The 10,672-nt window shown below is 66.6% G+C and carries 11 protein-coding genes; 4 read left to right on the top strand and 7 right to left on the bottom strand.

Annotated features, from left to right (window positions below; all coding sequences use genetic code 11):
• Positions 1–9: 9 nt before the first annotated feature.
• From IEY58_RS16765 to IEY58_RS16755, 3 genes are all read left to right on the top strand, one after another.
• Positions 10–567 (top strand): sarcosine oxidase subunit gamma, encoded by a 558-nt coding sequence (locus IEY58_RS16765; protein WP_229743769.1) that lies wholly within the window; start codon positions 10–12, stop codon positions 565–567.
• A 19-nt stretch (positions 568–586) separates the two neighbouring features.
• A complete protein-coding gene (glyA, locus tag IEY58_RS16760; protein ID WP_189047800.1) occupies positions 587–1,855 on the top strand; it encodes a serine hydroxymethyltransferase in 1,269 nt (422 codons plus the stop codon).
• A gap of 80 nt (positions 1,856–1,935) precedes the next feature.
• A complete protein-coding gene (locus IEY58_RS16755) occupies positions 1,936–3,321 on the top strand; it encodes an L-serine ammonia-lyase (protein ID WP_189047798.1) in 1,386 nt (461 codons plus the stop codon).
• A gap of 50 nt (positions 3,322–3,371) precedes the next feature.
• On the opposite strand, the gene IEY58_RS16750 is transcribed toward IEY58_RS16755, so the two are convergent.
• Both IEY58_RS16750 and IEY58_RS16745 read right to left on the bottom strand, forming a co-directional pair.
• Positions 3,372–4,472, bottom strand: coding sequence for a hybrid-cluster NAD(P)-dependent oxidoreductase (locus IEY58_RS16750; RefSeq protein ID WP_189047796.1), 1,101 nt, complete (start codon positions 4,470–4,472; stop codon positions 3,372–3,374).
• 21 nt (positions 4,473–4,493) lie between these two features.
• Positions 4,494–5,723, bottom strand: coding sequence for an aromatic ring-hydroxylating oxygenase subunit alpha (locus IEY58_RS16745; RefSeq protein ID WP_229743768.1), 1,230 nt, complete (start codon positions 5,721–5,723; stop codon positions 4,494–4,496).
• Positions 5,724–6,172: 449 nt separating this feature from the next.
• On the opposite strand from IEY58_RS16745, the gene folB reads away from it, so the two are divergent.
• On the top strand, positions 6,173–6,532 hold the full coding sequence (gene folB / locus IEY58_RS16740) for a dihydroneopterin aldolase (RefSeq protein WP_189047792.1): 360 nt from the start codon (positions 6,173–6,175) through the stop codon (positions 6,530–6,532).
• 11 nt (positions 6,533–6,543) lie between these two features.
• Here folB and IEY58_RS16735 read toward each other — a convergent pair whose 3' ends face one another.
• The 5 genes from IEY58_RS16735 to IEY58_RS16715 all read right to left on the bottom strand — a co-directional run bounded on the left by IEY58_RS16735 (position 6,544) and on the right by IEY58_RS16715 (position 10,629).
• Positions 6,544–7,359: an aminotransferase class IV gene (locus IEY58_RS16735; protein WP_189047790.1), complete on the bottom strand. Its 816-nt coding sequence runs from the start codon at positions 7,357–7,359 to the stop codon at positions 6,544–6,546.
• Positions 7,356–8,747 carry an aminodeoxychorismate synthase component I gene (gene pabB, locus IEY58_RS16730; RefSeq protein WP_189047788.1) on the bottom strand — a complete coding sequence of 464 codons (1,392 nt, stop codon included), beginning with the start codon at positions 8,745–8,747 and terminating at the stop codon, positions 7,356–7,358. The genes IEY58_RS16735 and pabB overlap by 4 nt, the downstream gene beginning before the upstream one ends.
• A gap of 341 nt (positions 8,748–9,088) precedes the next feature.
• On the bottom strand, positions 9,089–9,439 hold the full coding sequence (locus IEY58_RS16725; RefSeq protein WP_189047786.1) for an ArsC family reductase: 351 nt from the start codon (positions 9,437–9,439) through the stop codon (positions 9,089–9,091).
• An 83-nt stretch (positions 9,440–9,522) separates the two neighbouring features.
• Positions 9,523–10,059 carry a GNAT family N-acetyltransferase gene (locus IEY58_RS16720; protein WP_189047784.1) on the bottom strand — a complete coding sequence of 179 codons (537 nt, stop codon included), beginning with the start codon at positions 10,057–10,059 and terminating at the stop codon, positions 9,523–9,525.
• 3 nt (positions 10,060–10,062) lie between these two features.
• Positions 10,063–10,629: a helix-turn-helix domain-containing protein gene (locus tag IEY58_RS16715; protein WP_189047783.1), complete on the bottom strand. Its 567-nt coding sequence runs from the start codon at positions 10,627–10,629 to the stop codon at positions 10,063–10,065.
• Positions 10,630–10,672: the final 43 nt, after the last annotated feature.

Below are 10,672 nucleotides of genomic sequence, written 5' to 3'. Positions count from 1 at the left end.
CGCGGTCTGATGTACGAATATCATCCATTGTCGGGCCGCGAGATCGCCATCCAGAAGCCGGCGCCGCTGACCATCCGCGCGGCGCCGGACTGTGCGCGGTTCAGCTTCAGGATCGATCCGGCAGCGCTTGGCCGTGCCTCTGAGGCCTTCGGGCTGGCCCTGCCCGCCAAGATCGGCGATGCCGTTGCGGCCGACGGAAAGATCGCGGTCTGCATCGGCCCCGATGAATGGTACCTGATCGCGCCATCCGCCGCACAGCAGGCCGTGGAGCGCGCCTTTGCCGCCCTTTACGACACGGTGCCGCACAGCCTGGTCGATATTGGCCACCGCGAGGTCGGCATCGAGATCGAGGGGGCCGATGCCGCGCTGGCGCTGCGCTCGGCGATCCCGTTCGACATCGAGGCAATGCCGGTCAACACCGGCTGCCGCACGATCTTCGACAAGGCGCAGATCGTGCTCGTGCGGGAAACCGAGCAGCGGTTCCGCATCGAGGTCTGGCGCACCTTCGCCAGTCACGTCTGGGGCGTTCTGACGGCAGCCGGCCGCGAGATCGAACTCGAAATCTAGTTCTCAAGGGAGAAAACCCATGCTGCAAATCGATCCGGCCGCCTCGCTGGCGGACACGGCGATCGCCGCCGCCATCGGGCGCGAACTCGACCGCCAGAAGAATCAGATCGAACTGATCGCCTCGGAAAACATCGTCTCCGTCGATGTGCTGACCGCGCAGGGCTCGGTCCTGACCAACAAGTACGCCGAAGGCTATCCCGGCCGGCGCTACTACGGCGGCTGCGAGTTCGTCGACGAGGTCGAGACCATCGCGATCGAACGCGCCAAGCAACTGTTCGGCGCGGCATTCGCCAACGTGCAGCCGCATTCGGGTGCGCAGGCCAATCAGGCCGTGTTCTTCGCGTTGCTGCAGCCGGGCGACCGGATCATGGGCATGTCGCTTGCCCACGGCGGCCATCTGACCCACGGCTCGCCGGTGACGATGTCCGGCAAGTGGTTCGACGTGGTGAGCTATGAGGTCCGCCAGTCCGACCAGCGGATCGACTATGAGGATCTCCGCGCCCGAGCCCTCGAGACGCGGCCGAAATTGATCGTCGCCGGCGCCTCCGCCTATCCGCGCGCGATCGACTTCGCGGCTTTCCGCCAGGTCGCCGACGAGATCGGGGCGTATCTCATGGTCGACATGGCGCATTATGCCGGCCTCATCGCCGCAGGGCTCTATCCCGACCCGATGCCGCACGCCCATGTCGTGACGACCACCACCCACAAGACATTGCGCGGCCCGCGCGGCGGGATGATCCTGACGAACGACGAGGCGCTGGCCAAGAAATTCAACTCGGCGGTGTTCCCCGGCAACCAGGGCGGCCCGCTGATGCATGTGATCGCCGCCAAGGCCGTCGCCCTCGGCGAGGCGCTCAGACCCGAGTTCAAGACCTACGCCGCTCAGGTCATCAACAACGCGAAGGCGCTCAGCGAAACGCTGATCGCCGGCGGGCTCAACATCACTTCCGGCGGCACGGACTGCCATCTGGTGCTGGTCGACCTGCGCCCCAAGGGCGTCAAGGGCCGCGATGCGGAGCGTGCGCTGGAGCGGGCCGGCCTCACCTGCAACAAGAATGCGATCCCCTTCGATCCCGAGAAGCCGGCGGTTACCTCGGGCATCCGCCTCGGCACCTCGGCCGGGACCACGCGCGGCTTCGGCGAAGCGGAGTTCCGCCGGATCGGCGAGCTGATCCTCAAGGTGATCGACGCGTTGGCCGAAGAGGGCGAGCACGGCGACGCGATGGTGGAGCAGGAGGTGCTCACCGAAGTCAAGGAGCTGTGCCGCCGTTTCCCGGTCTACGGCTGACCTCGGCTCAAATAACCACAACCGGCCCTTGAGACCAGCATCGCCAGGCCTCAAGGGCCGCTGAGACCGATGGATCCGGCATGTTCCTCAGCGTCTTCGATGTGTTCAAGATCGGCATAGGCCCCTCCTCCTCGCACACGATGGGGCCCATGACGGCGGCTGCACGCTTCCTCGCGATGCTGCGACAGTCGCCGCAGGGTCAGCGCCTGGCGAAGCTCAAGGTGACGCTCTATGGCTCGCTCGCCTTCACCGGCAAGGGCCACGCCACGGACCGCGCCGTGACGCTTGGTCTCTTGGGTTATTTGCCGGCCGATCTCGATCCGGATCGGGCGGAGTGCCAGCTCGAAGCGCTCCGTGAAACGCGGACATTGCAGCTGCAGGGCCTGCCCATTCTGGCCTTTGATCCTGCCGTCGATATCGTCTTCGACTATGGCGCCCCGCTGCCTGGCCACGCCAACGGGCTCGTCTTCGCGGCACTCGATGCTCACGACGAGCCGCTCGTCACGGAGACCTATTATTCGATTGGCGGCGGCTTCGTCGTGACCGCCGCCGAGCGCGAGGCGCCGAAGGTCCCGGTGCCCGAAGATGCTCCGCAATGGCCCTATCCGTTCGAGAACGCGGCGGCGATGCTGCGCATGGCACGGGCGAGCGGCCTCACGATCGCGGCGATGAAGTACCAGAACGAAGTAGCTGTGCGCCCGGCCGGTGAGGTCGAACAGGGGCTCGAGCGCATCTGGGCAGTGATGACCGGCTGCATCGAACGGGGGCTCGCGCAGGAGGGCGACCTGCCCGGAGGACTGCGGGTGCGCCGGCGGGCACGAAAGATCCAGCAGCAGCTCCTTGCCGAACGACTGGCCAATTCGAGCCAGCCCCATGCGGCCTCCGACTGGCTGAGCGTCTATGCCATGGCGGTCAACGAGGAAAATGCCGCCGGCGGCAAGGTGGTGACCGCGCCCACCAACGGTGCCGCCGGCGTCGTTCCGGCGGTGCTTCGGTACTATCTCGACCATTGCACCGGCGCGCAGCCTGCCAGGATCCAAGACTTCCTGCTGACCGCCGCCGCGATCGGCGGCCTCATCAAGCACAATGCCTCGATCTCCGGTGCCGAGGCGGGATGCCAAGGCGAGGTCGGCTCCGCGGCGGCCATGGCCGCCGCGGGGCTGTGCGCCGTGCTCGGCGGCACGCCCGAGCAGGTGGAGAACGCGGCCGAGATCGCGCTCGAGCATCACCTCGGCATGACGTGCGATCCCGTGGCCGGGCTGGTGCAGGTGCCGTGCATCGAGCGCAACGGCATTGGGGCCACCAAGGCCGTGGCGGCCGCCTCGCTGGCACTCCGCGGCGACGGCTCCCATTTCATGCCGCTCGACAACTGCATCAAGGCGATGCGCCAGACCGGCGAGGAAATGAGCGCCAAGTTCAAGGAAACGAGCTTGGGCGGATTGGCGGTGAACCTACCGGAGTGCTAGGCCGAGGTTGCCGCCCCCTGCCTTTCGAGGCATGAGCTCAAGGGTGACGGTCAAGCCTCGATCTCGACTTTGCCGCGCGGGTGTGAGCAGCAGGCGAGGATGAAGCCCTCGTCGATCTCCTCGTCGAGGATGCCGCCATTGTCATTCATGGTGACGTCGCCCGATAGTTTCCGCACCTTGCACGTGCCGCACAAGCCGGACTCGCAAGCGGATGCGATCCGAACGCCGCAGGCGCGAGCCGTCTGCAGGATCGTCTGGCCGGGCGGACACTCGGCCTCGACAGCGGAGAGCGCAAAGAGGACTGGCGTCGCCCCTTCCGCCGGGCTCCCGCCGGCCTCTTCGCTTGTGGCGGATTGCGGGGCGGGCACGTCCTCGAGCACAGGGGCGCCGAAACTCTCCTGTTGGTAGTGCCGCATGTCAAAGCCGGCCGCACCCAACAGCTCGCGGACGACGGCCATGAAGGGCTCCGGCCCGCAGCAGAACACTTCCCGCTCGTGCAGATCGGGGGCGAAGAGCTTGAGCCGCGCCGCATCGATCCGCCCCACATGGCCGGACCAGCAGTCGCGCTTCGAGCGCTCATGCACCATGAAGCTCAGCGCCAACCGCGGCATGCGCCCGTCGAGCAGTTCCAGTTCCTTGCGGAAGATGATGTCTTCGGGGCGATGCGCGCAGTGGACGAACGCGACGTCGGTCGCTGGCGCGCAGTCCTGGAACCAGCGCAGCATCGACATCATCGGCGTGACGCCGGAGCCGCCGGAGAGGAACAGGTACTTCGACGCCGGATGCGCACAATGCGTGAACCGGCCGGCCGGGCCAAAGGCCTTGATACGGTCACCGAGCTTCAGATGGTCGAACATCCACCGCGTGCCGACACTCGTCGGCTGGGCCTTCACGGTCACGGCGATGGCGAACGGCCGCGAGGGTGAAGACGCCAGCGTGTAGGTCCGCATGAGCACGCCTTCGGTCCTCGGCAGTTCGAGGGTGATGAACTGGCCCGGCTGGTAGCGAAACCACGTCCGCGCATCGGCACGGAAGGTGAAGGTCTTCACCTCCGGCGCCTCGTCCGCGATGCCGATCACCTCGAGCAACTGAAGGCGATCGTTCCACGGTTTCATCTCGTCCAGAGGGATGTGCGCACCGGGGTCGGTCATTGCCCGTCCTGTCTCCAACCGTTAGGCGACGTCCTTGAGACCGGGTTTCTTCTGCCCCCCGAGCCGCGACGCCATGAAGCTCACGTACCAGTCCACGAACTGCTCCGTGCCGCCCTCGTGCACTTGGGAATAGGGCCCGGGTTCATAGGCCGGCGAGCGGATACCGAAGGCGTTCTCCTCCACGATGCGGCGGTCTTCGTGGTTGGTCGCCGTCCACACGTGGGTCAGTTCCTGGAGGTCATAGTCGACGCCCTCGACCGCATCCTTGTGCACGAGCCATTTCGTCGTGAGCGCCGTCTCCTCGGCGCTGATCGGAATGACCCGGAAGGTCACCGCATGGTCGATCATCACGTGGTTCCACGTGGTGGGATAGTGGAACAGCATCAGCGAGCCGATGCGGTCCGTGTTCACCTGGTCCGAGAGGTTGGGCCGCACGGCGCGCTTGCCGGTCATGGTATAGCTCTCGGTGCCAGGCAGCAGCGGCGCCCGCGTGGCGCGATACTGCCCGGCCGCATCGATGTTGAAACGCGACGGCAGGCCGGCCGCCTCGCACCTCGTCCAATGCTCGACCATCTCGGGGTCGCTGTCCGTCCCGCTGACACCGGTCATGGTCGGTGCCTCCGAGTAAGTCTTGCAGAGCTCAGGGTGATTGGCGGCGCAGTGGTAGCACTCGCGGTTGTTTTCCCACACGAGCTTCCAGTTGCCCTTCTCGATGGTCGTCTCCTCATGGGCGATCTTCGCCTCGGTCAACCGATGCGGCGCGAAATAGGGCGCCATCACTTGCCGGAAGGGCGCAAAGTCGGCCGGTTCGCTCGCCAGGCAGATGAAGATGTACCCGCCCACGCTCTCGCAAGCGACCGGCTTCAGCGAATGCGCGGCGGGATCGAAATCGTCCGCCACCTGGCGGGCGAAGAGCAGCTTGCCGTCGAGGTCATAGGTCCATTGGTGGTAGGGACATACCAATCGCGCCGAGCCGCCCTTCGCAGAGGTGCAGACGCGGCTGCCGCGATGGCGGCAGGTATTGTGGAATGCCCGGATCCGGCCTTCGCGATCACGCACCACGACGACCGGATAGGCCCCGACCTGCACCGTGAAATAGTTACCGGGCTTCTTGACCTCGCAATCATGGCCAACGAACAGCCAATCGCGATACCAGATCAGCTCCATATCGACCTTGAAGAATTCAGGATCGATATAGAAAGGTTGCTGCAGCGCATGACCAGGCTTGCGCGTCCTGATCAAGTTGCTCATTTCATTATGAACACTCATGTCCTGCCCTCCGCAAAGCCTCGATCGAACCCAATATTGCGCCTGACATCTGCCTGCTGCGCCACCGTTTCGGGCGGCATTCGCCATTTTTTGAGCCTGTGCGAGGCAGGTGCGCATGTTGTACGGATCAAAATTAACGCCATTCGCGCCGGCGGGAGCGCACGCATGCGACATCGCCATGCCGCAAATTGGATAGGTTACTGCAGAGCCGGGCAGTGCTCTCTGCCTGCCCCGACGATGGCCACCCGGCGCCAAGTCCGCTAACGTTGGCCCCGTACCAGAAGACCGGGGCAGGCCCGAAAGCGGCCTGTCATTTTCCCGCGCTCATCATGTCGTGATCAACACAGAGCGACGCCATATCGGGATGTTATCGATGGCGCGCGGCATGGATCATCGAACGCGGCCGATCGAGGGTTGGAGCAGGGCAATCTATGTATGTCATCCGCCTGAAGAACTGCGCGTTCTTCGCTCGCCACGGCGTGCTGGACGAAGAAGAAAGACTGGGTCAGCGATTCTATCTCGACGCGGAGCTGGAGGTCAGGCTGAGCGACGCGATCGAGGCCGATTCGATCGAAGAGACGGTTGACTACGGCATCGTCTTTCTCGAAATCGAGAAGGTCGTGCGCGGGCGCCGCCGCTACCTGATCGAGGCGCTCGCCCTCGACGTCGCCAAAGCCCTCTGCCGCCGCTTCAGCCAGATCGATCGGGCCCGCATCACCGTGCGAAAACCCAATGCACCGGTCCCCGGCGTGCTCGACTACGTCGAAGTCACGGTTGTTTGGCCGCAGTGATTCTGGTCGCCTTATCGGCCTGCAAGCGCCGCCTGGCACGCCGCGACGAGCTGAAGTGACCCATCCGGTGCGGAGCCGATCGGTCGTCGGTCGACGGATGCGATCGCGCGCAGTCCCAAGGCATTGCTGATGAGGGCCGCATCTGCGGCGAACAGATCCGGCGGCGCGATCGTCCGTTCGACGGCGCCGCACACTTCGAGCAGCCTCGCGCGCATGACACCGGGCAGGACGCCATCCGTCACAGGCGGCGTCACCAATTGTCCCCCGGCCTCGATGAACAGGTTGCCGATCGTCGCTTCGGTCAGATCGCCGCGCGTGTTGAGCAGCAGGGCCTCATCGGCGCCGCGCTCTGCCGCCTCGCGGCGCGCCAGCACATTGTCGAGGAAATTGAGCGACTTCACCCGGGTGAGCGGGGAGAACTCATTCCGGCGGGTTCCTGTCGCGAGAACGGCATGGGCCGGTGCCGCAGGCCCGGGCAGAGGCCCTGCGGTGATCAGCAGGGTTGGCTCCGGGGCTGCCGGCGGCAGCACGCCGCGCGGCGCCGGCCCGCGGGTCAGCGTCACACGCACGGCGGCCGAGCCGAGGCCAAGTTCGGCGAGCAGGCGCTCGATCGCTGATCCAATCGCCTGATCCGCCCAGGCCACCGGAATCCCCAAGAGCGCCGCCCCTTGGCGCAATCGAGCCAGATGACGGTCGAGCCCGACGGCCTGTCCCGCCTCGGCCCGGATGGTCTCGAACAGCCCGTCGCCGAGCGTGAAGCCGCGGTCGGCCGGATCGATCCGCGCCGCCGGTCCGGCAACCAGATTGCCATTGAGCCAGACGGTCATGGCGCCCTCGTGCCGACAGCGTCCAGCAGAGGCCCGACCTTGACCATCATCTCGTCATACTCCGCGGATGGGACCGAGTCGGCCACGATGCCGCCGCCAGCCTGGGCGACAACGAGCTCGCGGGTCACGCTGAGGGTGCGGATCGTCACGCTGCTGTCCATGGCGCCATCATAGCCGAGCCAGGCGATCGCGCCGCAATAGGCGCCCCGCCGCGCCATCTCGAGTTCCGCGATGATTTCCATGGCCCGGATTTTCGGTGCCCCGGTAATCGACCCGCCCGGAAACGTGGCACGCAGCAGATCGACCAGGCCCACATTCGGCCGCAATCGCGCCTCGACGGCAGAGACAAGATGGTGAACGGTCGAGAAGCTCTCGACCGCGCAGAGCGACGGGACGTGCACGCTTGCCAGCGCCGCCACTCGGCCGAGATCGTTGCGCAGCAGATCGGTGATCATCAAATTCTCGGCGCGATCCTTGGCGCTCGCGGCGAGTTCATGGGCGAGTGCCGCATCCTCTTCCGCCGTCTTGCCGCGCGGCCGCGTGCCCTTGATCGGCCGTGTCTCGACCCGACCGTCAGGGCTGACCCGGAGGAAGCGCTCGGGTGACGCGCCGGCGAGTGCCAGATCGGCCCCGCAGCCGAGATACGCAGCGAATGGCGCAGCGGTCCGGGCGCGGAGCGCGCAATAGATCTCAGCCGGCCGCGCTGCCAAAGGGCGGGGCAGGAGATGCCGCATGGTGAAATTGGCCTGGTAGATGTCGCCGGCGTAGATGTAGTCGAGAACGCGGGCGACGCGCGCCTCGTAGTCCGCTCGCGTCAGCTCGGCCTGCCAGACCACCCCCGACCGTCGAGCCGGCTCGAGCGCCGGCGCCGGGCGTTCGAGACGTCGGAGTGCCGATACGACGCGGTTCATCGCACGCCGATCTTGCCGGGCCGGATCCGTCTCAGGAAAGCCTGACGACAAGATCCACGCCCGCCGATCGCGCTGATCGAAAGCGATGACGAGATCATAGAACCCCATCACCATGTCGGGCATGTCGAGCCCGGCGGCGGGTGGCGGCGGCAGGCGCTCGAGATGCCGGCCGAGCTCGTAGCCGAGAAAGCCGACGGCGCCGCCCGGGAACGGCACGGGCGTCGCCCCCGGCTCGATCCGGAACCGGGCGAGCTCCCGCTCCAGCACGGCGAACGGGTCAGCGTCATCCGGCGCGCCATCGGTACGAACCGCCCCGCCCTGCGCCTCGACAATGCGAAACGGCTCGACCGCCAGGTAGCTGTAGCGGCTGCGCGGGTCGGCCGCTGCCGCACTGTCGAGGAACGACACATAGGGTTCGTCGGCCCAGTGAGCGAAGACCGCAAGGGGGTCGGTGTAGGGGATCTCTTGGACGATCATCAACCAGGTTCACGAGCGGAATGTCGGCGCTGTCGATTTGCCAGCTGGGCCCCGAAAGAACATCGCGATCCGGCGAGGGCACGAAATTGGCAGCGGAGGTGCTTCAGCTCCGAGGGGCCCAGGTCACGCGCCACGCTGGTTGTTCGGGGCCCACGCTTCAAACTATGGACCATCGCGGTCGCGACAACCTATGCCGTTTGCGGCATGGCGCTGTCGCATGCACGCTTTCGCCGACGCGCCTGCCGCCGGACGGCGCTGAATGTCCGGCTTCGAGAATGTGCGATCATCCGCGAAACGGCTGGGCTGGGTCGTGAGTGACCTTTGTTGGTCGGGTTTCCAGCCTAGAACGCGGCCTCGTAGACCTCGGGCTTGAAGCCGACGATGAGCCGGCCGCCGGCTTCCAGCACCGGGCGCTTGATCATCGACGGCTGCGCCAGCATCAGCGCCACGGCCTTCGCTTGGTTGAGCCCTTCCCGCTCTGCATCCGGCAGCTTGCGGAACGTCGTGCCAGCGCGGTTGAGCAGCGTCTCCCAGCTGACGGCGCCCAGCCACTGCTCGAGCCGCTCGCGGCTGACGCCCGCGGCCTTGTAGTCGTGAAAGCCGTAGGCGACGCCACGCGCGTCGAGCCAGGCCCGCGCCTTCTTCATCGTGTCGCAGTTCTTGATGCCGTAGATCGTGACCGCTTCGGCCATGTCGCGTCTGCCCTTCCGTTGGTCCGCCAGCCTTGTAGCGGAGCCCATTCATGGCGCCAAGGGCGGCGGGCAAAGCCGATCCGTCAGTGCGTGGCCGCCGCCGCGCCGAGCCGCTTCCAATAGATGAGCGTACCGGTGAGGCCGCCGTGCGGCTTCAGCGCATAATCCGGGATCTCGCCGGCGAGCGTGAAGCCCAGCCCCTCGTAAAGCGGCGCCGCACCGCCATCGGTCGCCGTGTCGAGCACCAGAAGCGTACGCGCCCGCTCGATAGCCAGGCGCTCGGCCGCTTGCATCAGCATCCTTGCGATGCCGCGGCCGCGATGGCTCGGCCGGGTCATGAGCTTGGCGATCTCCGCCCGGTGCGGCTGGTTGGGCGGGCATTGCAGCAGCAGCGTTACCGTGCCGACCAACTCGTCGCCGTCGAAGGCGCCGAGCACGATCCGCTCGCCCCGGCCGGCCGCCTCGAGTGATCCGTTCCAGAAGCCGTCGGCCGCCGCCGGCGCCAGCGGGTGCATGAAGCTGACCGAGCCGCCATCCGCCACGACCTCGATCAGGATCCGGCTCAAGGCCGCGCGCACCTCGGGCGATGCACCCAGTTCCGCGATCTTCAATTCCGCCATGTGCTAGCTCCGCGCCAGGAAAACGACATAGGTGCAGGGTTCGGCCGCCTCGTTGGCGAAAGTCACTTCCGACGGCGGGCCGAAGCCCAGGCAGTCGCCGGCCGAGAGCTCGTGCCGGTCGCTGCCTTCGATGAGGACGAGCGCGCCGGCCTTGACCCAGAGCGCCTGGCGGATATGGGCGTATGAGGAGGCCGGCAGCACGACACGCTCGCCGGCCGGCAGCTCGACCTCGACGATCTCGAGCGGATGGTCGGGCCGGCTGAACACCTGCCGGCGCCGATAGCCCGTCGCCGGGTCACGCCAGACCGGCTGCTCATGGGCGCGCGACAGGCGCCGTCCCTCGCCTTCCGCGCGGAGCAGCAAGCCCGCGAGCGTCAGGTCGAAGGCACCGGCGAGCCGGACCAGCACGACCGCGGTCGGGCTCACCTCCTCGCGCTCGATCTTGCTGATCGTCGCCTTGGAGACGCCGGACCGTTCCGCAAGCTCGGCCAGCGACCAGCCGCGCATGTCCCGCTCTAGCCGCAGGCGACGGGCGATCTGCGCGCCGGAATCGTCTACTAAAGTATCCATACGTTTCTTTTAGTAGACGACGCTGCCGGGCGCAAGTGCCAGC

It is taken from the genome of Aliidongia dinghuensis (assembly GCF_014643535.1).
Lineage (GTDB): Bacteria > Pseudomonadota > Alphaproteobacteria > ATCC43930 > CGMCC-115725 > Aliidongia > Aliidongia dinghuensis.
The sequence above is the reverse complement of the archived record's forward strand: the minus strand, read 5'-3'. Positions and strand labels throughout refer to the sequence as shown.

What these genes read in the sequence shown, in the direction of transcription:
- IEY58_RS16765 (WP_229743769.1), top strand. Translation starts at nt 10, where the DNA reads ATGTACGAATATCATCCATTGTCGGGCCGCGAGATCGCCATCCAGAAG.
- glyA (WP_189047800.1), top strand. Translation starts at nt 587, where the DNA reads ATGCTGCAAATCGATCCGGCCGCCTCGCTGGCGGACACGGCGATCGCC.
- IEY58_RS16755 (WP_189047798.1), top strand. Translation starts at nt 1,936, where the DNA reads ATGTTCCTCAGCGTCTTCGATGTGTTCAAGATCGGCATAGGCCCCTCC.
- IEY58_RS16750 (WP_189047796.1), bottom strand. Translation starts at nt 4,472, where the DNA reads ATGACCGACCCCGGTGCGCACATCCCTCTGGACGAGATGAAACCGTGG.
- IEY58_RS16745 (WP_229743768.1), bottom strand. Translation starts at nt 5,723, where the DNA reads ATGAGCAACTTGATCAGGACGCGCAAGCCTGGTCATGCGCTGCAGCAA.
- folB (WP_189047792.1), top strand. Translation starts at nt 6,173, where the DNA reads ATGTATGTCATCCGCCTGAAGAACTGCGCGTTCTTCGCTCGCCACGGC.
- IEY58_RS16735 (WP_189047790.1), bottom strand. Translation starts at nt 7,359, where the DNA reads ATGACCGTCTGGCTCAATGGCAATCTGGTTGCCGGACCGGCGGCGCGG.
- pabB (WP_189047788.1), bottom strand. Translation starts at nt 8,747, where the DNA reads ATGATCGTCCAAGAGATCCCCTACACCGACCCCCTTGCGGTCTTCGCT.
- IEY58_RS16725 (WP_189047786.1), bottom strand. Translation starts at nt 9,439, where the DNA reads ATGGCCGAAGCGGTCACGATCTACGGCATCAAGAACTGCGACACGATG.
- IEY58_RS16720 (WP_189047784.1), bottom strand. Translation starts at nt 10,059, where the DNA reads ATGGCGGAATTGAAGATCGCGGAACTGGGTGCATCGCCCGAGGTGCGC.
- IEY58_RS16715 (WP_189047783.1), bottom strand. Translation starts at nt 10,629, where the DNA reads ATGGATACTTTAGTAGACGATTCCGGCGCGCAGATCGCCCGTCGCCTG.